The organism is Caenispirillum bisanense (genome assembly GCF_900230255.1).
Lineage (GTDB): Bacteria > Pseudomonadota > Alphaproteobacteria > Rhodospirillales > Rhodospirillaceae > Caenispirillum > Caenispirillum bisanense_A.
The window spans coordinates 309,164-333,512 of the sequence record NZ_OCNJ01000004.1 but is presented as its reverse complement, the minus strand read 5'-3'; the positions used below and the strand labels follow the sequence as shown (position 1 = coordinate 333,512).

24 protein-coding genes are annotated in these 24,349 nt (G+C 70.6%); 13 read left to right on the top strand and 11 right to left on the bottom strand.

What is annotated here, in order from left to right; all coding sequences use genetic code 11:
* Positions 1-7: 7 nt before the first annotated feature.
* Positions 8-892, bottom strand: coding sequence for an alpha/beta hydrolase (locus CRP50_RS11340; protein WP_097279271.1), 885 nt, complete (start codon positions 890-892; stop codon positions 8-10).
* Between the two features lie 323 nt (positions 893-1,215).
* On the opposite strand from CRP50_RS11340, the gene CRP50_RS11335 reads away from it, so the two are divergent.
* From CRP50_RS11335 to CRP50_RS11310, 6 genes are all read left to right on the top strand, one after another.
* The gene (locus CRP50_RS11335; protein WP_097279270.1) at positions 1,216-2,016 is read left to right on the top strand and encodes an IclR family transcriptional regulator; all 801 of its coding nucleotides are present in this window, start codon (positions 1,216-1,218) and stop codon (positions 2,014-2,016) included.
* Positions 2,017-2,117: 101 nt separating this feature from the next.
* Entirely contained in the window at positions 2,118-3,038 is a 921-nt protein-coding gene (locus CRP50_RS11330; RefSeq protein WP_097279269.1) for a DMT family transporter, read from the top strand.
* Positions 3,035-4,216, top strand: coding sequence for an aminotransferase class V-fold PLP-dependent enzyme (locus CRP50_RS11325; RefSeq protein ID WP_097279268.1), 1,182 nt, complete (start codon positions 3,035-3,037; stop codon positions 4,214-4,216). Before CRP50_RS11330 ends, CRP50_RS11325 begins: the two co-directional genes overlap by 4 nt.
* Before the next feature lie 46 nt (positions 4,217-4,262).
* The gene (locus CRP50_RS11320; RefSeq protein ID WP_097279267.1) at positions 4,263-4,871 is read left to right on the top strand and encodes a hypothetical protein; all 609 of its coding nucleotides are present in this window, start codon (positions 4,263-4,265) and stop codon (positions 4,869-4,871) included.
* A 9-nt stretch (positions 4,872-4,880) separates the two neighbouring features.
* Positions 4,881-5,156, top strand: a complete 276-nt coding sequence (locus tag CRP50_RS11315; RefSeq protein WP_245913441.1) for a hypothetical protein — start codon at positions 4,881-4,883, stop codon at positions 5,154-5,156.
* Positions 5,153-5,503: a hypothetical protein gene (locus CRP50_RS11310; RefSeq protein ID WP_097279266.1), complete on the top strand. Its 351-nt coding sequence runs from the start codon at positions 5,153-5,155 to the stop codon at positions 5,501-5,503. Before CRP50_RS11315 ends, CRP50_RS11310 begins: the two co-directional genes overlap by 4 nt.
* Positions 5,504-5,513: 10 nt before the next feature.
* On the opposite strand, the gene CRP50_RS11305 is transcribed toward CRP50_RS11310, so the two are convergent.
* From CRP50_RS11305 to CRP50_RS25560, 3 genes are all read right to left on the bottom strand, one after another.
* Positions 5,514-6,584: an SEL1-like repeat protein gene (locus CRP50_RS11305; RefSeq protein ID WP_101613994.1), complete on the bottom strand. Its 1,071-nt coding sequence runs from the start codon at positions 6,582-6,584 to the stop codon at positions 5,514-5,516.
* A gap of 72 nt (positions 6,585-6,656) precedes the next feature.
* Positions 6,657-6,989, bottom strand: a complete 333-nt coding sequence (locus CRP50_RS11300; protein WP_097279264.1) for a hypothetical protein — start codon at positions 6,987-6,989, stop codon at positions 6,657-6,659.
* A 183-nt stretch (positions 6,990-7,172) separates the two neighbouring features.
* Positions 7,173-7,382: a ribbon-helix-helix protein, CopG family gene (locus tag CRP50_RS25560; RefSeq protein WP_176525129.1), complete on the bottom strand. Its 210-nt coding sequence runs from the start codon at positions 7,380-7,382 to the stop codon at positions 7,173-7,175.
* A 168-nt stretch (positions 7,383-7,550) separates the two neighbouring features.
* On the opposite strand from CRP50_RS25560, the gene CRP50_RS11290 reads away from it, so the two are divergent.
* A complete protein-coding gene (locus CRP50_RS11290; protein WP_097279382.1) occupies positions 7,551-9,626 on the top strand; it encodes a transglycosylase domain-containing protein in 2,076 nt (691 codons plus the stop codon).
* A gap of 11 nt (positions 9,627-9,637) precedes the next feature.
* Here CRP50_RS11290 and CRP50_RS11285 read toward each other — a convergent pair whose 3' ends face one another.
* Positions 9,638-9,976: a P-II family nitrogen regulator gene (locus CRP50_RS11285; protein WP_097279262.1), complete on the bottom strand. Its 339-nt coding sequence runs from the start codon at positions 9,974-9,976 to the stop codon at positions 9,638-9,640.
* Between the two features lie 272 nt (positions 9,977-10,248).
* On the opposite strand from CRP50_RS11285, the gene CRP50_RS11280 reads away from it, so the two are divergent.
* Complete coding sequence (locus tag CRP50_RS11280) at positions 10,249-11,466, top strand: UbiH/UbiF/VisC/COQ6 family ubiquinone biosynthesis hydroxylase (RefSeq protein WP_097279261.1); 1,218 nt, start codon at positions 10,249-10,251, stop codon at positions 11,464-11,466.
* Positions 11,467-11,576: 110 nt separating this feature from the next.
* On the opposite strand, the gene lpdA is transcribed toward CRP50_RS11280, so the two are convergent.
* From lpdA to mdh, 6 genes are all read right to left on the bottom strand, one after another.
* On the bottom strand, positions 11,577-12,980 hold the full coding sequence (gene lpdA / locus CRP50_RS11275; protein WP_097279260.1) for a dihydrolipoyl dehydrogenase: 1,404 nt from the start codon (positions 12,978-12,980) through the stop codon (positions 11,577-11,579).
* A 131-nt stretch (positions 12,981-13,111) separates the two neighbouring features.
* Positions 13,112-14,389 carry a 2-oxoglutarate dehydrogenase complex dihydrolipoyllysine-residue succinyltransferase gene (gene odhB, locus CRP50_RS11270; RefSeq protein WP_097279259.1) on the bottom strand — a complete coding sequence of 426 codons (1,278 nt, stop codon included), beginning with the start codon at positions 14,387-14,389 and terminating at the stop codon, positions 13,112-13,114.
* Between the two features lie 40 nt (positions 14,390-14,429).
* Positions 14,430-17,372: a 2-oxoglutarate dehydrogenase E1 component gene (locus tag CRP50_RS11265; protein ID WP_097279258.1), complete on the bottom strand. Its 2,943-nt coding sequence runs from the start codon at positions 17,370-17,372 to the stop codon at positions 14,430-14,432.
* A 152-nt stretch (positions 17,373-17,524) separates the two neighbouring features.
* Positions 17,525-18,400, bottom strand: coding sequence for a succinate--CoA ligase subunit alpha (gene sucD / locus CRP50_RS11260; protein WP_097279257.1), 876 nt, complete (start codon positions 18,398-18,400; stop codon positions 17,525-17,527).
* A gap of 2 nt (positions 18,401-18,402) precedes the next feature.
* A complete protein-coding gene (gene sucC, locus CRP50_RS11255; RefSeq protein ID WP_097279256.1) occupies positions 18,403-19,602 on the bottom strand; it encodes an ADP-forming succinate--CoA ligase subunit beta in 1,200 nt (399 codons plus the stop codon).
* Positions 19,603-19,625: 23 nt separating this feature from the next.
* Positions 19,626-20,585, bottom strand: coding sequence for a malate dehydrogenase (gene mdh, locus CRP50_RS11250; protein WP_097279255.1), 960 nt, complete (start codon positions 20,583-20,585; stop codon positions 19,626-19,628).
* Between the two features lie 330 nt (positions 20,586-20,915).
* On the opposite strand from mdh, the gene chrA reads away from it, so the two are divergent.
* From chrA to modA, 5 genes are all read left to right on the top strand, one after another.
* The gene (chrA, locus tag CRP50_RS11245; RefSeq protein WP_097279254.1) at positions 20,916-22,112 is read left to right on the top strand and encodes a chromate efflux transporter; all 1,197 of its coding nucleotides are present in this window, start codon (positions 20,916-20,918) and stop codon (positions 22,110-22,112) included.
* Positions 22,113-22,198: 86 nt separating this feature from the next.
* Positions 22,199-22,615 (top strand): c-type cytochrome, encoded by a 417-nt coding sequence (locus tag CRP50_RS11240; protein ID WP_097279253.1) that lies wholly within the window; start codon positions 22,199-22,201, stop codon positions 22,613-22,615.
* Positions 22,616-22,715: 100 nt separating this feature from the next.
* Positions 22,716-23,075 (top strand): winged helix-turn-helix domain-containing protein, encoded by a 360-nt coding sequence (locus CRP50_RS11235; RefSeq protein WP_101613992.1) that lies wholly within the window; start codon positions 22,716-22,718, stop codon positions 23,073-23,075.
* 129 nt (positions 23,076-23,204) lie between these two features.
* On the top strand, positions 23,205-23,411 hold the full coding sequence (locus CRP50_RS11230; RefSeq protein ID WP_097279252.1) for a TOBE domain-containing protein: 207 nt from the start codon (positions 23,205-23,207) through the stop codon (positions 23,409-23,411).
* A 147-nt stretch (positions 23,412-23,558) separates the two neighbouring features.
* On the top strand, positions 23,559-24,341 hold the full coding sequence (modA, locus tag CRP50_RS11225) for a molybdate ABC transporter substrate-binding protein (protein WP_097279251.1): 783 nt from the start codon (positions 23,559-23,561) through the stop codon (positions 24,339-24,341).
* The last annotated feature ends 8 nt before the right edge of the window (positions 24,342-24,349 follow it).

The following is a 24,349-nucleotide window of genomic DNA, read 5'->3' as shown; positions in this document are numbered from 1 at the left end:
GCCGGCCTCAGCGCGGCGCCGTCGGGCCGAGCACGCTTTCCAGGAACGCCACCACCGGCCGCAGCACCGCTGCGTCCTCCAGCGGCGGCGACAGGGCGAGCAGCGGCTTGACGTGGCCAGCGTCCGGCAACGTCACCACCTCCGCCCGCGTTCCGACGCGCCGCAGCGCCTCGGCCAGGGTGGGCGCGTTGCGCGGGTCGACCGTGCCGTCGTCGCCGCCGTGGATCAGCAGCGCCGGCGGGGCGCCGGGCTCGACGTGAGTCATGGGCTCGACGCCGTCGTCCTGCACGTGGCCGAAGACGGTGCGGGTGATGGCGACGGTATAGGGGAAGATCTCGTAGGGGCCGGACAGGCCGACGAAGGCCTTCACCGCATCCGCCGGCACTCCGGCCGCGCCCAGCCAACGCCGGTCGTAGGCCAGCATGGCGGCGTTGTAGGCGCCCGCCGAATGGCCCATGAGGGCGAGGCGCGCCGGATCGCCGCCGTGCTCGGCGATGTGCTCGAGCGTCCAGGCGACGGCGGCGGCGCCGTCCTCCAGGAACTCCGGGTAGCGGCCGTCGGGCGACAGCGTGTAGTCGGGGATGACGGTGACGAAGCCCTGCCGCGCCAACGCCACGCCGACGAATTCATAGCCGCCGCGCTCGCCGCTGTCCCAGCCGCCGCCGTAGAACCACACCACCACCGAGAAGGGGCCGACGCCGCGCGGGCGGTAGACGTCGAGCCGCCGGCGTGGCCCGGCGCCATAGCGGACGCCGGTGGTCGACAGCCAGCCCTGGCTGGAGACGGCGGCGTTCAGCAGCACGAGCGGGGAACAGCCGGCGGCGGTGAGGGCGGCGCCGGCGGCGAGGGCCAGACGGCCGATGCGGCGGCGGGAGATGGGGCGGCGGGTCATGGCGATGCTACGTCCCGGCGGCCTGTCTGGATCAGGCCCGAATCAGAAGAGGCGGCCTTGCGGCCGCCTCTTCGCCCGGATGCAGGGTCCGGTCACCCGACGCTTTTCCTCACCTAGACTGGGCCGTGCTTTTTAGCAACTTTTGCCCTGGCGGCCCCGCCCGTTCCCGGCGAACGGAGCCTCGATTGTCGCAGTGTGCAGTTCCCGGGGATGCCTTCGGTCGGGGCCCGCATTTCGTATTGCGTAATCGATGTCGCAATGTGTAATTGGTTCGCGAACGGGAGTCAAGCATCCGCGGCCCGCCTCTGTTAAGGAATTTTCAAATGTCTCGAACCGGCCGCCCCCACGGCGCCGAGCCCGATCCCGAAGCCGAGGTCGAGGAGGCCGACGACCATCATGCCCGCCGCCGCGGGGTGCAGTCGCTGGAGGTCGCCATGCGCCTGCTGGTCGCGCTCGGCGAGGCGGCACGGCCGCTCATGCTGAAGGACCTGTCGGCCCGCGCCGGCATGCCGGCGGCCAAGGCGCACCGCTATCTGGTGACCTTCGTGGAGGCCGGCATGGTGCGCCAGGACCCCGACAGCGGCCGCTACGCACTCGGCGATTTCGCCCTGACGCTGGGGCTGGTCGCCCTGCAGGGCCTCGACATCGTGCGCGACACGGCCGGCGTGCTGCAGGACCTGCGCGACGGCATCGACGAGACCGTCTTCCTGGCCGTCTGGGGCAACCGCGGCCCGACCATCGTGCGGTGGGAGGAAAGCGCGCGGCCCATCGCCGTCAACGTGCGCGTCGGCTCGGTTCTGCCGGTCGCCACCTCGGCCACCGGGCGGGTGTTCGCCGCGTGGCTGAAGGAGGCCTCGGGCCACGGCCTCGACCCCCGCCTGCTCGACGAGATCCGCCTGCGCGGCATCGCCACCCAGCGCAACGCCCTCATGCAGGGCATCGGCGCCGTCAGCGCGCCGGTGTTCGACCACCGCGGCGAGATCATCGGCGCCATCACGGTGCTGGGCGCCGACACCGGCTTCGACGCCCGCCCCGACGGCCGCAACGCGCTCGCCTGCAAGGCGGCGGCGGAAGAGGCGTCGCTGCGTATGGGCTTCCGGCCGGAACTGCGGCGCTCCGCCTGAGCCTCGCAGGGGCGGAATGGCTCTTGCCCGCGACGCGGGGCGTTGAAAGGATCGGGCGGCCATCGTCACCCGCCCGATCCCGACGCCCGGAGGCCGCTTCCTTGTCAGCCCTGCACCCCGACCGGTCCATCTATCTGAAGGGCGTCGCCCTGTCGGCCGGGGGCATGGTCGTCATCAGCCCCGACGGCCTGCTGCTGCGGCTGGTGGAGGACGCCGGGCATTGGGACGTGGTGTTCCTGCGTACCCTCGGCATCTTCGTCGCCATCGCGTTGGTGCTGCTGGCCCGCCATCGTGGCCGGACCCTGGCGGCGGTGCGCGCCCTCGGTTGGCCTGGGCTGTGGGCGACGCTGGCCATGGGCGGCGCCAACATCGGTTTCGTGCTCGCCATGCTGAACACCACGGTCGCCAATACCCTGGTGATCCTGGCGACCATGCCGCTGTTTTCCGCCGCGCTCGGCTGGCTGCTCATCCGCGAGCGGGTGTCGGGCCGCACCTGGGCGAGCATCGCCGTCGCCATCGCCGGCATCGCCGTCATCTTCTCGGGCTCGCTCGGCGGCGGCGGGCTGAAGGGCGACCTCATCGCGCTGGCGACGGCGCTGTGCCACGGCATCGCCCTGGTGCAGCTGCGCCGCGTCGGCAACCGCGACACCACGCCGGTGGTCGCCGGCGGCGCCCTGCTGGCGGCCCTGGTGGCGCTGCCCTTCGCCGCGCCGCTCGCCTATACCGCTCACGACGCCGGCGTGATCCTGTTCCAGGGCCTGTTGCAGATGCCGCTGGCGCTGGCGCTGTTCGTCTCCGGCGCGCGGTTCATTCCGGCGGCGGAAGTGGCGCTGTTCTCGCTCATCGAGACGGTGCTCGGCCCCTTGTGGGCGTGGATCGGCGTCGGCGAGGTGCCGTCCATGCTGGCGGTGGTGGGCGGCGTCATCGTCGTCGGCGCCGTCGCCGGCAATTCCATCCTCGGCCTCGTGCGGCTCAACCGCCGCCGCACCGCCGCCGCCGCTGCCGGAGCTTCCGACCGATGATCGACCTCGCCGCCCTGCGCGCCGACACCCCCGGCTGTGCCGAGGTGCTGCACCTCAACAACGCCGGCGCCAGCCTACCGACGCGGCAGGTGGTGGCGGCGGTGACCGGCCACCTGACGCGCGAGATGCTGACCGGCGGCTACGAGGCCGCCCGCGAGGCCGAGCCGGCGGTGCGCGACACCTACGCCGCGCTGGCCGCCCTGATCGGTGCCGCGCCCGACGAGATCGCCGTGGTGGAGAACGCCACGCGCGCCTGGGATCTCGCCTTCTACGGCATCCCCCTGCGGGCGGGCGACCGCGTGCTGACCAGCCGCGCCGAGTACGGCGCCAACTTCGTCGCCTACCTCCAGCGCCAGCGGCGCGACGGCGTTGCGATCGTGGTGCTGCCCGACGACCCCGCCACCGGCACCGTCGACCTGACGGCGCTGGAAGCCGAATTGCGGCGCGGGGCGGCCCTGGTGAGCCTGCCGCACGTGCCGACGGGCTCGGGCGTCGTCGCGCCGGCGGCGGCGGTGGGGCGGCTCGCCAAGGCGCACGGGGCGCTCTATCTGCTCGACGCCTGCCAGTCGGCGGGGCAGCTCGACCTCGACGTCGATGCCCTGCAGTGCGATTTCCTGTCGGCCACCGGGCGCAAGTACCTGCGGGCGCCGCGCGGCACCGGGTTCCTCTATTGCCGGGCGAGCGTGCTGCCGCAGATCGAGCCGCCCATCCTCGACCACCACGCCGCCACCTGGACCGGGCCGGACAGCTTCGAGATGGCGCCCACCGCCCAGCGCTTCGAGGTGTGGGAGGGCAACGTCGCCGCCAAGATCGGCCTCGGCGTCGCCGTGCGCTATGCCCTGGCGGTCGGCGTGCCGGCCATGGAGGCGCGCATCCGCGGGCTCGCCGCCGACCTGCGCGGGCGGCTCACCGACGTGCCGGGCGTGCGGGTGCGCGACGAGGGCAGCGATCTCTGCGGCCTCGTCACCTTCACCGCCGAGGGGCACGAGCCGGCCGCCGTGCAGGCCGCCCTGCGGGCGCGGCGCATCAACGTGTCGGTCAGCGGGGCGGCGTCGAGCCTGCTCGACTTCCAGGCGCGCGGCCTGACCAGCGTGCTGCGTGCCAGCGTCCACGCCTACAACAGCGAGGACGAGATCGCCCGCTTCACCGACACCCTCGCGGAGGTGCTGCGCGGCTGAGGGCAGGCGTGGTAGTGTCGCCCGAAACCCATCGGGAGCCTGCGCCATGCGCCGCCTCTGCCTCGCCACCGCCGTTGCGCTCGCCGCCTCCGGCCTGCTCGCCGCCTGTTCGGTGGGGCAGCCGGGCGGGCCGGTGACGCTCACCCGCAGCGCCGTGCGCGACGGCCAAACCGTCAGCGCCTGGCAGTACAGCGCCGCCCGCGGCCCGGTGCTGCTGGAGGTATGGGGCAGTCCGACCGGCCAGCCGCCGGCCGCCTTCGCCCGCACGCTTGCAGACGTCATGCCGTCGCCGCCGTTCCACCAGCGGGCGCGCTGGACGCTGGACCCGGCGCAGGCGGGCGATCCCGACAACCGCATCGTGCTCATGTTCGGCTCGCCGGTGGCGGCGCGCGGGGCGGTGCCCTGCGACGATCCGCGCGCGGTGCCGGTGGCCCAAGGCATGCCGGACGGTACCGCCATCCAGATGACCTTCTGCTCGGGGGACTCCGCCATGGGCGAGACCCGCATCACCGGCCCCGCCGTGGACGGCCCCGCCGACCCGCTGCTGCACGAGATGCTGCGCCGGGGCCTCGGCAAGGTGGTGCCGCCGCGCGCCACCGAATTCGACGACGGCAAGCGGCTCATGGACCGCCGCTGCCTGTTCCCCTTCTGCTGATCGTGTGACATGACCGACGAGACCCCGAAGAAGCCCCTGCCGCCGACGCTCCAGGCCGCCGTCGCCGCCGTGAAGAAGGCGAACGCACCGGCGCCCAAGCCCGATACCGCCCGCGGCCCCGGCGAGCAGAACTGCGACAAGTGCGGCGCCGTGTTCCGCTGGGTGCGCTCCGACGCCGGCGGTGGCCGCACCGCCCTGGTGGCGCGGCTGGTGCAGGGCTCGCCCAAGTGCGACTGCGGCTACGGCAAGGCGACCGTCGCCGGCCGCCGGGCACCGCGGCCATGAGACGCGCCGGCCTTCTTCTCGCGACCGCCGGGCTGCTCGGCCTGGCGGCGCTGCCGGCGGCGGCACAGGGCGACATGACGCGCGGCCAGGTGCGCAGCATGCTGGTCACCGCCCTGCAGCTCGACCTGCTGGCGCGCGAGTGCGACTTCTACATGAGCCCCGCCCAGCGGGTGGAGATCGCCCGCATCCGCAAGGCGACGGCCGACGCGCTGGAGCTGACCGACGCCCAGGTGGGCGCGCTGCGCAACGAACTCGACGGCATGATCCAGAAGGACCGCACACGCGTCTGCCTGGAGGACGAGCGCGTCTACCGCCAGACCCTGGACGCCCTGACGCAGGGCAAGTAGCGCCGGCGCCTCAGGCGCCGCGGGCGGCGCGCAAGGCGGCGAGGGTGGCGTCGTCCACCAGCCCGTCGGCGGGCAGCCCGTGGTCTTCCTGGAAGCGGCGGACGGCGGCCCGGGTCTTGCGGCCGGCCAGCCCGTCGATGCCGCCCGGGTCGATGCCGAGCGCCTGCAAACGCTGCTGCACATAGAGGATGGTCGGGCCGTCGTCGCCGTCGGGCACCGCCGCCGCCGGCCGCCAGCGCGCCACCACCGCCGCGGCGGCGGCACGCGCCTGCGGCGCGGCGCGCTCGCGGTAGGTGGCGAGGATGGGGCCGGCCTCGGCGTGGCCGCGGTCGCGCGCCAGCGTCAGCCACGTCAGCGCCGCCGCCGGATCGGGCGGCACGCCGGCGCCGCTGATGTGGGCGACGCCCAAGCGGAACTGCGCCTCCGGCTCGCCCTGGCGCGCCGCCTCGCCGTACCAGCGGGCGGCCCAGGCGAGATCGCGTGGCACCCCCTGGCCCTCGGCATAGGCGCGGCCGAGCGCCGTCTGCGCCGCGGCGAGGCCACGGCCGGCGGCGCGCTCCAGCAGGGCCAGCGCCTTGCCCGGGTCGCGGCGCACGCCGATGCCGTCGAGGGTGGCGAGGGCGAGGTGATGGAGCCCCTGCGGGTGGTTCTGCGCCGCCGCCATCTCGAACCACGCCGCGGCCGAACGCGGGTCCGCCGCCACCCCGCGGCCCGACAGGCGGGCGAGGCCTGCTTCCACCTGCGCCTCGGCGTGGCCGGCCCGCGCCGCGTCCTCGAACAGGCGCAAGGCCGCCAGTTCGTCGCGGGCGACGCCGGAGCCGGCCTGCAGCGCCCGGCCGAGCAGCACCTGCGCCTGCGGGTCGCCCTGCTGCGCCAGCGGCCGCAGGGCGGCGACGGCGGCGGCGGGATCGACGTCCTGCAGGCGCTCAGCCCGCGCCAGCGGCGTCTCCGGCGCGGCCGGAGGGGCGGCGGCGTCGGCCGTGGGCGGTTCGGCGGCGGGGGGTGTGGTGCAGGCGGCCAGGGCGCCGACGGCGAGCAGCAGGGCGGCGGAAGCGGCGTGGCGGCGCCGGACGGCGGTCATGGCGGCGGGAACTCCCGGTTCAGGTCGGACGACCGGGAGCATCGGCGGCAGTTGCGGCGGAACTGTGGTGCCTCACTCCGCCGCGTGGTGGGAGCCGGCGGTCCGCAGGGTCAGGTCGTGGACGATGTCGGCCGCGACCGACCAGGCGGCGGCGCTGCCCCGGGTGCTCGACAGGCAGGTCCGCAGGGCATGGGCCAGGGCGGCGAGGCGCAAGGAGTCCGACGGCTCCAGCCGGGCGGTGCGGTTGGGCGCGAAGAACAGCCCCGCCAGCGCGGTGGCGGCGGCGTCCTCGTCGGGGGCGTCGACGGCGACCACCAGGGCCTCGCGCAGCAGGCCGTCGACGGCCCGGGCCCGCCAGGCGGGGGCCTGGGCGACGGCGGAGGAAAAGGCGAGAACTGCGGCCATGGTCGGGTCTCCTGACGGCGGGCTGTGCCGCCTGCCCAAGGCAATCGGGGTGCCAGCGCGGCAAACCCTTGATTCGCCTGAAGACGGTCGACGGGGCTCGCGCTGGGCGTGCTGCAGAATGCGAAACCGCCGATGCTGTCGCACCGGCGGTTGGCGAATCACGACGACCGGAAGGTGCGCCGCCTACTCGCCGACAACGCGCAGGAACGGCCGCTCTGGCTGCGGTTCGTCGAGAGCGGCGACGGCCTCGGCGAAGTCCTCGCGCGAGGTGACGTAGTCGCTCACCGCTTCCTGCAGGCAGCTTTCGACGGATCGACCGTCGTCGCGGGCCAGGGCAGCCAGCCGCTCGGCCAGATCGGCCGTCAAGGTCACTGAAATGGTCGTGTCGCTCACCACTGCCGCTCCCTCAGTCGGTGAAGTTTCTGCAACCCTTCCCTCGAAGGACCGCCGGTCTGCCCCCTGCCGGCTTGCGTCCGAGTGGCGAACTCTACATTCTCTGCCCCCGTTCGAAAACCCCCAGGTACTCCCTATGGCGAGGCCGCGGTCATGCAAAAGGCGCAGATGCCCAAGAATGCCAACGAGTCGCAGCGCGCTACCGGGACTTTCGCGGCGGTCGGCGAGGGTGGCGGCGACTCGGGCGGACTGCGGGTGTCAAGGGAGGATCGGCTGGTCACCAGCGGCGGTGGCCGCCGCGACTCGGCGCGTCCCGTCCGCCGGCCGGCCAAGGGGCGCGACGGCGGCGGGGCCCGCGACGGGGGTGGAGACCCACCGCCGCGCAAGGGTACTGCACCGAAGAAACCACGCCGCGGCGGCGGCGGCACCGGTGGCGGCAAGGCCAAGGCCGCCGGCGGCAAGCGCCGCCGGTCGTGGGGCTGGCGCCTGGTGCGCTGGGGCCTGACGCTCGCCGTGTGGGGCGTGGTGGCGGGGTTGGCCGTGCTCGGCTGGTTCGCCTACGACCTGCCGCGGGTCGACGACGTGGAGGTCATCACCCGCCGCCCCGGCGTCACCGTCACCGCCGCCGACGGCACCCAGCTCGCCAGCTTCGGCGACGTCTACGGCGCGGTGGTGACCGTGCACGACGTGCCGCCCTACCTGCCGCAGGCCATCCTGGCGACCGAGGATCGGCGGTTCTACAGTCACTTCGGCCTCGACGTCTTCGGCCTCGCCCGTGCCATGGTGGTGAACCTGCGGGCCGGGCGGGTGGTGCAGGGCGGCTCCACCATCACGCAGCAGGTGGCGAAGAACCTGTTCCTCACCCACGACCGCACCCTGAAGCGCAAGGTGCAGGAGGTGCTGCTGGCCCTGTGGCTGGAGCAGCGCTTCACCAAGGACCAGATCCTGACCATCTACCTCAACCGCGTGTACCTGGGGGCCGGCGTCTACGGCATGGAGGCGGCGGCGCAACGCTACTTCGGCGTCTCCGCCCGCGGCGTCGGCCTGTGGCAGGCGGCGGTGCTGGGCGGGTTGATGAAGGCGCCGAGCCGCTTCAACCCCATCGCCAACCCCGACCTCGCTGCCGGCCGCGCCCGCGAGGTGCTGCAGAACATGGTCGAGGCCGGCTGGCTGGAACCCGCCCAGGCGCAGGCGGCGGCACAGGGGCTGACGGTGGAGGGTCTGCGCCGCTCCACCCCCGGCCGCCACTTCGCCGACTGGGTGATGGACAACCTCGACGGCTATGTCGGCCAGGTGGACCAGGACCTGACGGTGATGACCACCCTCGACCCGCGCGTGCAGGCCGCCGCCGAAGCCGCCGTCGCCGAGGCGCTGGCGACCGAGGGGCCGGCGCTCAAGGTGACCCAGGCCGCCGCCGTGGTGCTGGCGCCCGACGGCGCCGTGCGCGCCATGGTGGGCGGCCGCGACTACGGGTCGAGCCAGTTCAACCGCGCCGTCCAGGCCCTGCGCCAGCCGGGCAGCGCCTTCAAGCCCTTCGTCTTCGCCGCGGCGCTGGAAGCCGGCTACGGCCCCGACAGCCTGCTCGACGACGCGCCGATCACCGTCGGGAAATGGAGCCCGGAGAACTTCACCGGCCGCTATCTCGGCCCCATCACCCTGACCAAGGCGCTGGCCGAGTCCGTCAACACGGTGGCGGTGCGGGCGGCGCAGGAGGCGGGGGTGGACCGGGTGCGCCGCGCCGCCATGCGCTTCGGCATCACCACGCCCGTCGGCAAGGACCTGTCCATCGCCCTCGGCACCTCGGAAACCACGCTGCTCGACCTGACCGGCGCCTATGTGCCCTTCGCCAACGGCGGCTGGGGCGTGGTGCCCTACGGCATCGCCGAGATCCGCACCCGCGACGGCCAGGTGATCTACAAGCGGGCCGGCGGCGGCCCGGGGCGGGTGGCCGATCCGGCGGTGGTGATGGACATGAACCGCATGTTGCGCGCCGTCGTCACCTCCGGCACCGGCCGCGCCGCCGCCCTGCCGGGGCGCGAGGTGGCGGGCAAGAGCGGCACCAGCCAGGCCAACCGCGACGCCTGGTTCGTCGGCTACACCGCCAACGCCGTCGCCGGCGTGTGGATGGGCAACGACAACGGCGCCCCCACCGCCAACGTCACCGGCGGCGGCCTGCCGGCCAAGACGTGGAAGCGCATCATGGAAGCCGCCGAGGCCGGCTACCCGGCCCGGCCGCTGCCGTAGGGCTGCGGTCGTCAGACGGCGTCGAGGTCGCGCTCGCCGGTGCGGATGCGCACGGTGCGGGCGATGTCGAAGACGAACATCTTGCCGTCGCCGATCTTGCCCGTGTGGGCCGCCTCGCGGATGGCCCCCAGCACCTGCTCGACGATGTCGTCCTCCACCGCCACCTCGATCTTCACCTTGGGCAGGAAGCTGACCTCGTATTCGGCGCCGCGGTAGACCTCGGTCTGCCCCTTCTGGCGGCCGAAACCGCGCACTTCGGTCACCGTCAGGCCCTGCAGGCCGAGGTCGAGCAGAGCCTCGCGCACGTCGTCGAGCCGGAACGGCTTGATGATGGCCGTGACCATCTTCATGGTGGTGTCCTTCTTTCGTGGTCTCCCGCAGCCTCCTCCATATCAAGCGGCGTGCCACGCCGGGGGTGGCCGCAAGGGCTTGAGTCGCCGCGCCGCCGTCCATCGCCGCACGCGCTGCCGTGCCTCGCTTTTGTGCATGAAGATCATTCTGCGCAAATTTCGGGCAGAAGCCCCCGATGTGCATGGCAGGACTGGACAAACCGGGTGGTCGGGGCTCAAATCGCCGCCGTATCAGGGGCAGACGCAGCGGCGCGATCAGGCAGGAGCGGATCATGGAGCTTCGGACGGACGTCCTCATCATCGGCGGCGGGCTGGTGGGCGGCAGCATGGCCTGCGCGCTGGCGCACCACGGCGTGCCCTGCATCGTCGTCGACCGCGACGAGCAGACGGCGCTGGTGGAGGAAGGATACGACGGCCGCTGCTCCGCCGTGGCGTTGGCCTGCCAGAAGGTGCTCGACACCATCGGCGTGTGGCGCCACATGGCCGACGACGTCGGCACCATCGAACAGATCCGCGTCGCCGACGGCGACAGCCTGCTGTTCCTGCACTACCACTACCAGCTGCTGGAAGAGGGGCAGCCGCTCGGCTTCATGGCGGAAAACCGCGTCATGCGCCGCGCCATCTTCCGCCGCCTGGAGGAACTGCCGGCCGCAACCTGGCTCGCGCCGCATTCCGTGGAAACCCTCGACCGCGGCCCCGACGGGGTGACGGCGGAGCTGGAAGACGGCCGCATCATCCGCGCCAAGCTGGTGATCGCCGCCGACGGCCGCCGCTCGCCCACCCGCGAAGCCGCCGGCATTCCCATCCACGGCTGGGACTACCACCAGAACGGCATCGTCTTCACGGTGTGGCACGAGCGCCATCACCAGAACATCGCCCACGAGCACTTCCTGCCCGCCGGCCCCTTCGCCATCCTGCCGCTGAAGGACGGCCACCACTCCTCGCTGGTATGGACCGAGCGCCGCGCTCTGGTCGACGAGTTGATGGCGCTCGACGACGCCACCTTCCAGGCCGAGCTGATGAAGCGCTTCGGCGATTTCCTCGGCGAGGTGAAGGTGGTGAGCCGCAAGTTCAGCTATCCGCTGACCCTGCAGTTCGCCCGCCGCTACACCGACCGCCGCCTCGCCCTTATCGGCGACGCCGCCCACGGGATGCACCCCGTCGCCGGCCAGGGCATGAACTTCGGCCTGCGCGACGTGGCGGTGCTGGCGGAGAAGATCGTGGAGGCCCACCGCCTCGGCCTCGACGTCGGCACCACGACGGTGCTCGACGACTACCAGCGCCTGCGGCGGTTCGACAACCTGCTCATGCTGGGCCTGACCGACGCCATCGTGCGCCTGTTCTCCAACGACATCGCCCCGCTGCGCCTGGCGCGCGACATCGGCATGGCCGTGGTGAACAAGATCGACCCCGCGAAGAAGTTCTTCATGCGCCACGCCATGGGGCAGGTGGGCATCCTGCCCAAGCTCATGAAGGGTGAGGCCCTTTAAGGGGTGATGCGAGGGAGGGCCTCCCCTCCCTCGCATCACTACCGCGTGCCAAAGAAAAAGGGCGCGGAGGCTGTCGCCTGCCGCGCCCTGATCCTGTCAGCGTCAGCCGATCACATGTGGATCGTGCGCTTGTCGACGGCCAGCGCCGCTTCCTTCACCGCCTCGCCGAGGGCGGGGTGGCTGTGGCAGGTGCGGGCGATGTCTTCAGACGAGGCGCCGAATTCCATGGCGACCACCACTTCCTGCAGCAGGTCGCCGCCTTCCGGGCCGACGATGTGGCAGCCGAGCACGCGGTCGGTCTTGGCGTCGGCGAGGATCTTCACGAAGCCGTCGGTCTCGCCGTTGCAGCGGGCGCGGCCGTTGGCGGTGAAGGGGAACTTGCCGACGCGGTACTCGACGCCCGCGTCCTTCAGCTGCTCCTCGGTCTTGCCGACGGAGGCCACTTCCGGCCAGGTGTAGACCACCGAGGGGATGACGCCGTAGTTGACGTGGCCCGACTGGCCGGCCAGCAGCTCGGCGACCGCCACACCCTCTTCCTCGGCCTTGTGGGCCAGCATGGCGCCGCCGATGACGTCGCCGATGGCGAAGATACCCTGGACGTTGGTCTGGAAGTGCTCGTCCACCGGAATGAAGCCGCGGTCGGTCATGGTCACGCCGACCTCCTTCAGGCCGAGCGCGTCGGTGTAGGGGCGGCGGCCGATGGCGACCAGCACCACCTCGGCGTCGACGGTCTTGCTGTCGCCGCCCTTGACCGATTCCACCTTCAGGGAAACCGACTTCTTGCTCTTGTCGGCGCCGGTGACCTTGTGGCCGAGCATGAACTTCATGCCCTGCTTTTCCAGGATGCGCTGCATCTGCTTGCGCACCTCGCCGTCCATGGGCGGCAGGATGAAGTCGAGGTATTCGATGACCGTCACCTCGGCGCCCAGGCGGCGGTAGACCGAGCCCAGCTCCAGGCCGATGACGCCGGCGCCGATGACGACCATGCTCTTCGGCACGGACTTGAGCTCGAGCGCGCCGGTGGACGACACGATCTGCTTCTCGTCGATCTCCACGCCCGGCAGCGGCGCGACGTCGGAGCCGGTGGCGATGACGATGTTCTTCGCCTTCACCGTCTTCTCGCCGTCCTTGCCGACGATCTTGACGGTGTCGGCGGCGATCAGGGTGCCGTGGCCGACCAGGTGGTCGATCTTGTTCTTCTTGAACAGGAAGGCGATGCCGCCGGTGTTGTCGGCGACCACCTTGTCCTTGCGCTTCATCATGGTGCCGAGGTCGAACTCGGGCTTCACCTTGATGCCGTGCTCGCCGAACTCGTGCGCCGCCATCTCGTAGAGGTGCGACGACTGCAGCAGCGCCTTCGACGGGATGCAGCCGACGTTGAGGCAGGTGCCGCCGAGGGCGTCGCGCTTCTCCACCACGCCCACGGTCATGCCGAGCTGGGCCGCGCGGATGGCGCAGACGTAGCCGCCGGGGCCGGCGCCGATGACGAGCAGGTCGTAGGTCTTGTCAGCCATGTCTGTCTGTCCGTTTCCTGGTTCTTTCGCCCGTCATGCACTGCGCATGGAGAACAGCGGGGGCGGGACAACGTGGTGCCGGGGCAGGGGCACGAAGGCCGGAGCCCGGGGGCTCCGGCCTCGCCGGTCGATCAGACGTCGAACAGCAGGCGCGCCGGATCCTCGATGCACTCCTTCACGCGCACGAGGAAGGTCACGGCTTCCTTGCCGTCGATGATGCGGTGGTCGTAGGACAGCGCCAGGTACATCATCGGGCGGGCCTGGATGGAGCCGTCCGGCATCACCATCGGGCGCATCTGGGTCTTGTGCATGCCCAGGATGCCCGACTGCGGGGTGTTGAGGATCGGCGTCGAGAGGAGCGAGCCGTAGACACCACCGTTGGAGATGGTGAAGGTGCCGCCCGACATCTCTTCCATGGTCAGCTTGCCGTCGCGGGCGCGCTTGCCGAACTCGCCGATCTTCTTCTCGATCTCGGCGAAGTTCATGGTGTCGCAGTCGCGCACCACCGGCACCACCAGACCCTGCGGCGTGCCGACGGCGACGCCGATGTCGTAGTGGTTCTTGTAGATGATGCTGTCGCCGGCGATCTCGCCGTTGACCGCCGGGATCTCCTGCAGGGCCTGCACGCAGGCCTTGGCGAAGAAGGACATGAAGCCGAGCTTCACGCCGTGCTTCTTCTCGAAGACGTCCTTGTACTGGTTGCGCAGGGCCATGATGTTGGTCATGTCCACCTCGTTGAAGGTGGTCAGCATGGCGGCGGTGTTCTGCGCTTCCTTCAGGCGCTCGGCGATGCGGCGGCGCAGGCGGGTCATCTTGACCTTTTCCTCGCGCTCGCCGGCCTCGCGGCCCTCGCCCCACACCACGCCGGCCGGCGCAGCGGCGGCAGCGGCCGGAGCGGCCTTCTTGCCGCCGGCCATGTAGGCCTGCACGTCTTCCTTGGTCAGACGGCCGTCCTTGCCGGTCGCCGGGATGGCGGCGGCGTCCAGGTTGTTCTCTTCCACCAGCTTGCGCACGGCCGGCGCCAGCGGGTAGTCGAGGTTGGCCTTGCCGCCGGCGGGGGCCTGGCTGGCCTGCGGCGCGGCGGCCTTGGCGGGCTCGGGCTGCGGCTTCGGCTCGGGCTTCTTCTCCTCGGCCTTCGGGGCGTCCTTCTTGGCCGGCGCGGCGGCGACCGCACCCTCGGCGATCACGCCGAGCAGCGCACCGACGCTGACTTCGGCGCCTTCGTCGGCGGCGATCTCCTGGATGGTGCCGGAGGCGGGCGCCGGCACTTCCACGGTGACCTTGTCGGTTTCCAGCTCGACCAGCGGCTCGTCGGCGTTGACCGCCTCGCCGACCTTCTTGAACCACTTCGCGACCGTCGCCTCGGAGACGGACTCGCCCAGGGCGGGCACTTTGATTTCGGTGGCCATGGGTTTCCTCGAATGAAATCTCGTCGTTGAAGTGGCGGCCTTACTGGCCGATCTTGCTCAGCTGCGTGATGCGCTGGAAGGGCACCGGCACCTTGCCCAGGTCACCCGCCATGGCCGTCTCGACCAGCCAGGTCTGCTCGGCGACGTGGTTCTTGAACAGGCCGGTGGCCGGCGAGGCCGACGCCTTGCGACCCACGTAGGTGGCGCGCTTGGCGGCGTGGCCGTCGATCTCTTCCAGGGCGAACTCCAGCCGGCGGTCGACGAACTGCCAGTAGCCCATGTTGGCGGGCTCTTCCTGGCACCACACGACCTCGGCGTTCTTGTAGCGCGACAGCTGGGCGACCAGCGTTTCCTTCGGCCACGGATAGAGCTGCTCGACGCGGATGATGGCGACGTCGTCGACCTTGTTGTCGAGGCGGTACTGCAGCAGGTCGTAGTAGACCTTGCCCGAGCACAGCACGACGCGCTTGATCTTGTCGTCGGCGACCAGGCTCTCGTCGAATTCCGGCATCACGCGGCGGAAGCGCGAACCGGGGCCGAAGTCCTCCAGCTTGGACACCGCCAGCTTGTGGCGCAGCAGCGACTTCGGCGTGAAGACGATGAGCGGCTTGCGGAAGTTGCGGCGGATCTGGCGGCGCAGGGCGTGGAAGTAGTTGGCCGGCGTGGTGATGTTGCACACCTGCATGTTGTCTTCCGCGCACATCTGCAGGAAGCGCTCCGGGCGGGCCGAGGAGTGCTCGGGGCCCTGGCCTTCGTAGCCGTGCGGCAGCAGCACCACCAGGCCGGACATGCGCAGCCACTTGGACTCGCCCGAGCTGATGAACTGGTCGAAGATCACCTGCGCGCCGTTGGCGAAGTCGCCGAACTGGCCTTCCCACAGGGTCAGGCCGTTGGGCTCCTGCAGCGAGTAGCCGTAGTCGAAGCCGAGCACGGAGACCTCGGACAGCGGGCTGTCGATGACCTCGTACTTGGCCTGCCCCTCACGGATGTGGTTGAGCGGCACGTAGGTTTCTTCGCTGCTCTGGTCGACCAGCACCGAGTGACGCTGCGAGAAGGTGCCGCGGCCGGCGTCCTGGCCGGACAGGCGAATGGGCGCGCCTTCCACCATCAGGGTGCCGAAGGCGAGCGCTTCGCCGGTGGCCCAGTCGATGCCTTCGCCGGACTCGAACATCTCCGCCTTCTGCTTCATCTGACGCAGGATCTTGCGGTTGACGTCGAAGCCCTCGGGCGGGGTGGACAGTGCCTTGCCGACTTCCTTCAGGACGTCCATTTCGACGTCCGTCGCTTCGGTACGGTACTCTTCCTCGCCGGTGGCCTGCATCAGGCCCTTCCACTTGCCTTCCAGCCAGTCGGCCTTGTTGGGCTTGTAGGCGTTGGCGGCCTGGAAGTCCTGCTCGAGGCGGGCGTTGAAGTCGTCGGCCATGGCCGCGGCTTCGTCGGCGCTCACCACGTTCTCGCTCACCAGCTTGTCGGCGTAGACGTCGCGCGTGGTCTTGCGCCCGCCGATGTTCTTGTACATCAGCGGCTGGGTGAATGCCGGCTCGTCCGATTCGTTGTGGCCGTGGCGGCGGTAGCAGATCATGTCCACCACCACGTCGGCGGCGAACTCCTGGCGGTATTCCATGGCGACGCGGGCGGCGAACACCACCGCTTCCGGATCGTCGCCGTTCACGTGCAGGATCGGGGCCTGCACCATCTTGGCGATGTCGGAGCTGTAGGTGCCCGAGCGGCTGTACTGCGGCGCCGTGGTGAAGCCGATCTGGTTGTTGATGATGAAGTGGATGGTGCCGCCGGTGCGGTAGCCCTTGAGCTGCGACAGGCCGAAGCACTCGGCCACGATGCCCTGGCCGGCGAAGGCGGCGTCACCGTGCAGCAGCACCGCGAGCACCTTCTTGCGGTCGGCGTCGGCCAGCTGCTGCTGCTTGGCACGGACCTTGCCGAGCACCACGGGGTCGACCACTTCCAGGTGCGACGGGTTCGCCTGCAGCGACAGGTGGACCTTCTTGCCGTCGAACTCGCGGTCGGCGGAGGTGCCCAGGTGGTACTTCACGTCGCCCGAGCCCTGCACGTCCTCGGGGTTCGCAGGATTGCCCTGGAACTCGGAGAACAGCGCCTGGTAGGGCTTCTGCAGGATGGAGGTCAGCACGTTCAGGCGGCCGCGGTGGGCCATGCCGAACACCACTTCCTCGACGCCCAGCTGGCTGCCGCGCTTCAGCACCTGCTCGATGGCGGGGATGATGCTCTCGCCGCCTTCCAGGCCGAAGCGCTTGGTGCCGGTGTACTTGACCTGCAGGAACTTCTCGAAGCCCTCGGCGGCCGTCAGGCGCTCGAGGATGGTCTTGCGGCCGAGGTCGGAGAAGTCGGCATGGCTGCGCGAGCTTTCCATGCGTCGCTGGATCCAGGCCTTCTGGTCGGGGTCCTGGATGTGCATGAACTCGACGCCGACGGGGCCGCAGTAGGTCTGCTGCACGACGTCGAGGATGACGCGCAGCTTGGCGGTCTCCAGGCCGAGCACGTTGTCGATGAAGATCTCGCGGTCGAGATCCTTCTCGGTGAAGCCGTAGGTCTTGTAGTCCAGCTCGGGGTGCGGCGCCGGCTGGATGAGGCCGAGCGGGTCCAGGTTGGCCATCAGGTGGCCGCGGACACGATAGGCGCGGATGAGCATGAGGGCGCGGATCGAATCGAGGGTGCGCGCGCGCACCTCCTCGGTCGACACACCGCCGGTGCCCTTGCCGGCTTCTTTCTTCTTCTTGGCGGCGGCCGCTGCGGCCTCCTCCGGGTCGACGGCGCCGATGACCTTGGCGCGGCCTTCCGGCGCCCAGCTGCCGCCGTGCCGATCACCGCGGATCAGCTCCGGATCGTCGTGCAGCTCGGCGAAGAACGCCTGCCAGCTCTGATCGACGGACGAGGGATCGTCGAGCCAACGCTCGTAGAGCTCGGCGATGAAGATGGCGTTCGCGCCAGTCAGGAAAGAAGCTTCCAAAGCTCCGGCTCTCTTGGCTTGGAGCGCCGGCGCGGCCCTGTCCACCCGGTGGTGGGGGCCGCGCCGGGTCTCCGTGGTTTCCTACCTAGTGTGGCTGCGCGCGCGGGAGGACCCCGCGCGCGTGACCGTCAGTCGGCGGATGGGGCCTGTTGTCAGCCCTTCATCGCCTTCAGCATGGTCGAGCCGAGGGCCGCCGGGCTGTCCGCGACGAGGATGCCGGCCGACTTCATGGCCTCCATCTTGTCGCCCGCGGTGCCCTTGCCGCCGGAGATGATCGCACCGGCATGGCCCATGCGCTTGCCCGGCGGGGCGGTGACGCCGGCGATGAAGCCGACCATCGGCTTCTTCACCGACGACTGCTTCACGAACTCGGCGGCTTCCTCTTCGGCCGAACCACCGATCTCACCGATCATGATGATGCCCTCGGTCTCGGGATCCTTGAGGAACATCTCCAGGCAGTCGATGAAGTTGGTGCCGTTGACCGGGTCACCGCCGATGCCGATGCAGGTGGACTGGCCCAGGCCCGCCGCGGTGGTCTGCGCGACCGCCTCGTAGGTCAGGGTGCCCGAGCGGGACACGACGCCGATCTTGCCGCGCTGGTGGATGTGGCCCGGCATGATGCCGATCTTGCACTCGCCCGGCGTGATGACGCCCGGGCAGTTCGGACCGACGAGGCGGGTCTTGGAGTTCACCAGGGCGCGCTTCACCTTCACCATGTCGAGCACCGGAATGCCCTCGGTGATGCAGACGGCCAGCTCGATCTCGGCGTCGATCGCCTCGAGGATGGCGTCGGCGGCGAACGGCGGCGGCACGTAGATGACGGTCGCGTTGGCGCCGGTGGCTTCCTTGGCCTCGCCGACGGTGTCGAACACCGGCAGGTCGAGGTGCTTGGTGCCGCCCTTACCGGGGGTCACGCCGCCGACCATCTTGGTGCCGTAGGCGATCGCCTGTTCGGAGTGGAAGGTGCCCTGCGAGCCGGTGAAGCCCTGGCAGATGACCTTCGTGTCCTTGTTGATCAGAACAGCCATGATTACGCGGCCTCCTTCACGGCCTTGACGACCTTTTCAGCGGCATCCGCCAGGTTGTCGGCGGCGATGATGGGCAGGCCCGACTCGGCCATGATCTTCTTGCCGAGTTCGACGTTGGTGCCTTCCAGGCGCACCACCAGCGGCACGTTCAGGCTGACTTCGCGGGCCGCGGCGACGACGCCCTCGGCGATCACGTCGCAGCGCATGATGCCGCCGAAGATGTTGACCAGGATGCCCTCGACGTTCGGATCGGACAGGATGATCTTGAAGGCCGCGGTGACGCGCTCCTTCGTGGCACCGCCGCCGACGTCCAGGAAGTTGGCGGGCGAACCGCCGTACAGCTTGATGATGTCCATGGTCGCCATGGCGAGGCCGGCGCCGTTCACCATGCAGCCGATGGAACCGTCGAGCTTGATGTAGTTCAGGCTGTGCTTGGACGCTTCGATTTCCGACGGATCCTCTTCGGACTCGTCGCGCATCTCTTCGATGTCCTTGTGCCGGTAGAGGGCGTTCGGATCGAAGTTCATCTTGCAGTCCAGCGGGATCACCGCGCCGTCGCCGGTGACGACGAGCGGGTTGATCTCCAGCATGGAGGCGTCGGTCTCGGTGAAGCAGGTGTAGAGCGCCGTCAGCAGCTTCGTGAAGGCACCGACCTGCTTGCCTTCGAGCTGCAGCTTGAAGGCGATGTTGCGGCAGTGGAAGCCCGAGATGCCCGAGGCCGGATCGATGGTCTGGACGACGATCTTTTCCGGGGTGTGGGCGGCCACTTCCTCGATGTCCATGCCGCCTTCGGTCGACGCCATGATCGAGATGCGCGAGGTGGCGCGGTCCACCAGCATGGCGAGGTACAGCTCGCGCTTGATGTCGCAGCCGGCCTCGATGTAGACGCGCTTCACTTCCTTGCCGACCGGGCCGGTCTGGTGGGTGACGAGCGTCTTGCCGATCATCTGCTTGGCGTTCTCGGCCACTTCGGCCGGCGACTTGACGACGCGCACGCCGCCCTTGTCGCCCGCTTCGGCTTCCTTGAACTTGCCCTTGCCGCGGCCGCCGGCGTGGATCTGGCTCTTCACCACGTAGACCGGGCCGGGCAGCTGCTTGGCGACCGTCGCGGCCTCGTCGGCGGTGTAGGCGACGCCACCCTCGAGAATCGGCACGCCGTACTTCGCGAGGATCTGCTTCGCCTGATACTCATGAATGTTCATGTTCGGGCTTCCCCTTCCTGCGCTCAGGCCTGCGGCATGAGCTTCTTGGTCGCCTCGACGAGGCCCTTCACGGCGTTGACCGAGTGATCGAACATGGCCTTCTCGTCGTCGCTCAGGTCGATCTCCACGACCTTCTCGACGCCGCCGGCACCGATGATCACCGGCACGCCGACGTAGAAGCCGTCGAGGCCGTAGACGCCGTCGCACCACGCGGCGCAGGGCAGCAGGCGCTTCTTGTCCTTCAGGTAGCTCTCGGCCATCTGCACGGCGGCGGCCGCCGGGGCGTAGAAGGCGGAGCCGGTCTTCAGCAGGCCGACGATCTCGGCGCCGCCGTCACGGGTGCGCTGCACGATCTGGTCGAGCTTCTCCTGCGTCGTCCAGCCCTTCTTGACGAGGTCCGGCAGCGGAATGCCGGCGACGGTGGAGTAGCGCACCAGCGGCACCATGGTGTCGCCGTGGCCGCCCAGCACGAAGGCGGTGATGTCCTCGACGGACACCTTGAATTCCTCGTGGAGGAACCAGCGGAAGCGGGCCGAGTCCAGCACGCCGGCCATGCCGACGACCATGTTGTGCGGCAGGCCGGAGGCCTCGCGCAGGGCCCACACCATCGCGTCGAGCGGGTTGGTGATGCAGATCACGAAGGCGTTCGGGCAGTTTTCCTTGATGCCCTTGCCGACGGAGGCCATGACCTTGGCGTTGGTCTCGATCAGGTCGTCGCGGCTCATGCCCGGCTTGCGCGGCACGCCGGCGGTGACGATCACGACGTCGGCGCCCTTGATCGCGCTGTAGTCGTTGGCGCCGGTGTACTCGGCGTCCACGCCCTCGATCGGGGTCGACTCGGCGATGTCCAGGGCCTTGCCCTGCGGCGTCCCTTCGGCGATGTCGAACAGGACGACGTCGCCCAGTTCCTTCAGACCGATCAGATGCGCCAGAGTGCCGCCGATGTTGCCGGCGCCGACCAGAGCGATCTTGTTGCGTGCCATGGATGTCCCCTCGTGCTGAGAAGCGGTTGCGATGCAGGGTACCGCAACGACGTTGCGGCAACACCAACGGGGGGCCTTAACTACCGCGTTTCCGGGCAGAGGACAAGGGCATACCCACCCTGCGGCGGCATTTTGGCCGCTTGTTGTTTTCTGCGGGTTCCGGCCCTGTCCGCCGGGACCGCGGCGCGCCGCGGCATCCGCCCGGCGGAGGGTGCGGTTACGCTTCCATGAAATCCATGTGAGTAGCGGGAAAACACCCCCTTCGGGTAGGTCTGCCGGCGGGTCGCCGACCCTATACTGCCCGCCCGAGTCCCCGCCGGAGTCCCGTCCTTGAGCGTACCCGATCCCGCGTCGTCCGCCCCGTCGCCCGCCGGTTCCGCGACCGAGGTGTTCGGGGCCTTTCTGCGGCTCGGCCTCACCGCCTTCGGTGGTCCGGTCGCGCACCTCGGCTACTTTCGCGAGGAATTCGTGGCGCGCCGCCGCTGGCTGGACGAGGCAGCCTATGCCGATCTGGTCGCCCTGTGCCAGTTCCTTCCCGGGCCGGCGTCGAGCCAGGTGGGGCTCGCCCTCGGGCTCATGCGCGCCGGCCTGCCGGGGGCCTTGGCGGCGTGGCTGGCCTTCACCCTGCCGTCGGCGCTGCTCATGGCGCTGGCCGCCTTCGGCATCGGCTGGCTGTCGGGCGAGGGCGGGCCGACGGCGGAGGCGCTGTCGGGGCTGAAGGCGGCGGCCGTGGCCGTGGTCGCCGTGGCGCTGTGGGGCATGGCGAAGAGCCTGATTCCCGACGCCCCGCGCGCCACCATCGCCGTCGGGGCGGTCGCCGTGGTGGCGGCCTGGGACGCCGCCGCCGCGCAGGTGGCGGCCATCGCGCTCGGGGCGGTCGTCGGCCTGGCGGTGGTGAAGCCCGAGGCGCGCGCCGCGACGAGCCATCTGCCGCTGCCCTTCGGCCGGCGCACCGCGCTCGCGGCGCTGGCGGTCTTCCTGCTGCTGCTGGCCGGCCTGCCGCTGCTGACGGGCGTGCATCTGGTGGAGGTGTTCGGCAGCTTCTACACCGCCGGCGCTCTGGTGTTCGGCGGCGGCCACGTGGTGCTGCCGCTGCTGCAGGCCGAGGTGGTGGCACCCGGCTGGGTGTCGCCCGAGTCGTTCCTCGCCGGCTACGGCCTCGCCCAGGCGGTGCCGGGGCCGCTGTTCACCTTCGCCGCCTACCTCGGCGCCGTGTCGGACGGCTGGCCGGGGGCCGTGGTGGCACTGCTCGGCATCTTCCTGCCGGCGTGGCTGCTGGTGTTCGCCGCCCTGCCGTTCTGGAGCGCCCTGCGGGCCGACTCGCGGGCGCAGGCGGCGCTGGCCGGGGTCAACGCGGCGGTGGTCGGGCTGCTGGCGGCGGCCTTCTACCACCCGGTGTTCACCGCCGGCGTCAACGACCGCGGCGACTTCGTGCTGGTGCTGCTGTCGCTGCTGCTGCTGGTGGCCTGGAAGGTGCCGCCGTGGGCGGTGGTGGGCGCCATCGGGCTGCTCGGCTTGTGGATCTGAGGCGGCGCCATCGGCAAACCATCCCCGCCGCTCGGACGTAGACCCTGTCGCCCATGGATTTATTCCATTGCCGACAGGAGATCGCGATGAAGCATACCCTGACCCTCGCCGCCGCCGCTGCCGCCCTCGCCCTCACGGCCGGTGCCGCGCAGGCGCAGGACACCGGCGACGCCGCACGGGGCGAGGTGGTGGCCAAGAAGTGCATGGCCTGCCACACCTTCGAGGACGGCGGCGCCAACAAGGTCGGCCCCAACCTGCACGGCGTCATGCAGCGCGGCGTCGCCAAGCTCGACGGCTACAAGTTCTCCGACGGTCTGGTGGAAGCGTCGCAGAAGCAGGCCGAGTGGACCGAGGCCCAGCTCATGGACTACCTGGACGACCCGACGGGCTGGATGCGCGCCACCACCGGCGATGCCAAGGCGCGGTCCAAGATGACCTTCAAGCTGACCGACGAACAGCAGCGCCGCGACGTCATCGCCTACCTACAGAGCCTGGGCGGCTGACGCCGGAGCCTGGGCGGCGCGTGACGCCGCGCGGGCTTTCCCTTTGCCGCGGCGGGTGGCATGCTCGCGGCATGATCCGTCGCCCGCCGCCCGCCCGCCCATGACCGAGCCCGCCGACCGCTTGCGCCTGCGCCTGCGCTTCAAGCGCGGCGGCGCCCTCGTGCTCGGGCCGGGGCGCATGGACCTGCTGGAGCAGATCGACGCCCACGGCTCCATCTCCGCCGCCGCCCGTGCCATGGGCATGAGCTATCGCCGGGCCTGGCTGCTGGTGGACGAGACCAACGGCCATTTCGCGCGGCCGCTGGTCGAATCGGTGGCCGGCGGCCAGCGCGGCGGCGGCGCCCGGCTGACCGCGGAGGGGCGCACCGTGCTCGATCTCTACCGCACCATGCAGCGCAAGGCCGAGGCCGCCATGACGGTGGAAACCGAGGCGCTGCAGGCGCTTCTGAAGACCTCCTGAGCCGTTTGCACAATCCGTAGGCGAAGAATCCGCTTGCCCGCGCTGCAGGCAGCGTGTACCCAGGAAGAGCGCTATATCGGCGCGTATATGAAAGGCGCGCAGCCGCCTTGTCCGACGGAGGGTCATCGTATGAAGATCAGTGCGCGCAACACCATCCCCGGAACCATCACGGCCATCGCCAAGGGTCCGTCCACCGCCACGGTGAAGATCGACGTCGGCAACGGCCTGACCGTCACCTCCACCATCACCGCCGATGCCGCCGCCGACCTCGGTCTGAAGGAGGGCGACACGGTCACCGCCATCATCAAGGCGTCGGACGTCCTCATCGGCAAGTAGGCCCCGCGGGCCGGTCCCCCTGGACCGGCCTTTTTCGTGGCCATCGCTATGCATCGACGTATACAACGAAAAGAACGGCCCGCCGTGGCCGCAGGGGAGAGTCGGCGTCCGGTTCCAACGCGACCGACCTGACAGGAGAGAGTACCCATGGGAGACTTGCGCTTCGCCCGCCGCCTGCTCGCCGCGGCCGTCACCGCCGCCGGCCTGCTGGCCGCCGCCACCCTGCCCGCCGCCGCGGCCGAGAAGATCACCGTCTTCGCCGCCGCCTCCACCACCGACGCCCTGACCGAGGTCGGCGCCGCCTTCGCCAAGGAGACCGGCGTCGAGATGGTGCCGTCCTTCGCCTCCTCCTCGACGCTCGCCAAGCAGATCGAGGAAGGCGCCCCGGCGCAGGTCTTCGTCTCGGCCAACGCCAAGTGGATGGACTACCTGGCCGACAAGGGTCTGGTGGTCGCCGACAGCCGCGCCGACCTGCTCGGCAACGACCTCGTGCTCATCGCGCCGGCCGACAGCGCCGTCGCGACGGTGGCCATCGGCCCCGGCCTCGACCTCGCGCCGCTGCTGGACGGCGGCCGCCTGTCGGTGGGCGATCCCGACCACGTGCCGGTCGGCCAGTACGCCAAGGCGGCGCTGGAAAAGCTCGGCCTGTGGGCCGCCACGGAGCCGCAGCTCGCCCGCCAGAACGACGTCCGCTCGGCGCTGGCGCTGGTGGAACGGGGCGAGGCGCCGCTCGGCATCGTCTATTCCACCGACGCCGCCGCCTCCAACGGCGTGAAGACGGTGGGCGTCTTCCCCAAGGACAGTCACTCGCCCATCACCTATCCGGTCGCCCTGGTGACCGACAGCCCGGCCGGCCGGTCGTTCCTCGCCTTCCTGCAGAGCGACGCCGCCAAGGCCATCTTCGCCCGCCACGGCTTCACCGTGAACTGAGGCCGAGG

What these genes read in the sequence shown, in the direction of transcription:
- CRP50_RS11340 (WP_097279271.1), bottom strand. Translation starts at nt 892, where the DNA reads ATGACCCGCCGCCCCATCTCCCGCCGCCGCATCGGCCGTCTGGCCCTC.
- CRP50_RS11335 (WP_097279270.1), top strand. Translation starts at nt 1,216, where the DNA reads ATGTCTCGAACCGGCCGCCCCCACGGCGCCGAGCCCGATCCCGAAGCC.
- CRP50_RS11325 (WP_097279268.1), top strand. Translation starts at nt 3,035, where the DNA reads ATGATCGACCTCGCCGCCCTGCGCGCCGACACCCCCGGCTGTGCCGAG.
- CRP50_RS11320 (WP_097279267.1), top strand. Translation starts at nt 4,263, where the DNA reads ATGCGCCGCCTCTGCCTCGCCACCGCCGTTGCGCTCGCCGCCTCCGGC.
- CRP50_RS11315 (WP_245913441.1), top strand. Translation starts at nt 4,881, where the DNA reads ATGACCGACGAGACCCCGAAGAAGCCCCTGCCGCCGACGCTCCAGGCC.
- CRP50_RS11310 (WP_097279266.1), top strand. Translation starts at nt 5,153, where the DNA reads ATGAGACGCGCCGGCCTTCTTCTCGCGACCGCCGGGCTGCTCGGCCTG.
- CRP50_RS11305 (WP_101613994.1), bottom strand. Translation starts at nt 6,584, where the DNA reads ATGACCGCCGTCCGGCGCCGCCACGCCGCTTCCGCCGCCCTGCTGCTC.
- CRP50_RS11300 (WP_097279264.1), bottom strand. Translation starts at nt 6,989, where the DNA reads ATGGCCGCAGTTCTCGCCTTTTCCTCCGCCGTCGCCCAGGCCCCCGCC.
- CRP50_RS11290 (WP_097279382.1), top strand. Translation starts at nt 7,551, where the DNA reads ATGCCCAAGAATGCCAACGAGTCGCAGCGCGCTACCGGGACTTTCGCG.
- CRP50_RS11285 (WP_097279262.1), bottom strand. Translation starts at nt 9,976, where the DNA reads ATGAAGATGGTCACGGCCATCATCAAGCCGTTCCGGCTCGACGACGTG.
- CRP50_RS11280 (WP_097279261.1), top strand. Translation starts at nt 10,249, where the DNA reads ATGGAGCTTCGGACGGACGTCCTCATCATCGGCGGCGGGCTGGTGGGC.
- lpdA (WP_097279260.1), bottom strand. Translation starts at nt 12,980, where the DNA reads ATGGCTGACAAGACCTACGACCTGCTCGTCATCGGCGCCGGCCCCGGC.
- odhB (WP_097279259.1), bottom strand. Translation starts at nt 14,389, where the DNA reads ATGGCCACCGAAATCAAAGTGCCCGCCCTGGGCGAGTCCGTCTCCGAG.
- sucD (WP_097279257.1), bottom strand. Translation starts at nt 18,400, where the DNA reads ATGGCTGTTCTGATCAACAAGGACACGAAGGTCATCTGCCAGGGCTTC.
- sucC (WP_097279256.1), bottom strand. Translation starts at nt 19,602, where the DNA reads ATGAACATTCATGAGTATCAGGCGAAGCAGATCCTCGCGAAGTACGGC.
- mdh (WP_097279255.1), bottom strand. Translation starts at nt 20,585, where the DNA reads ATGGCACGCAACAAGATCGCTCTGGTCGGCGCCGGCAACATCGGCGGC.
- CRP50_RS11240 (WP_097279253.1), top strand. Translation starts at nt 22,199, where the DNA reads ATGAAGCATACCCTGACCCTCGCCGCCGCCGCTGCCGCCCTCGCCCTC.
- CRP50_RS11235 (WP_101613992.1), top strand. Translation starts at nt 22,716, where the DNA reads ATGACCGAGCCCGCCGACCGCTTGCGCCTGCGCCTGCGCTTCAAGCGC.
- CRP50_RS11230 (WP_097279252.1), top strand. Translation starts at nt 23,205, where the DNA reads ATGAAGATCAGTGCGCGCAACACCATCCCCGGAACCATCACGGCCATC.
- modA (WP_097279251.1), top strand. Translation starts at nt 23,559, where the DNA reads ATGGGAGACTTGCGCTTCGCCCGCCGCCTGCTCGCCGCGGCCGTCACC.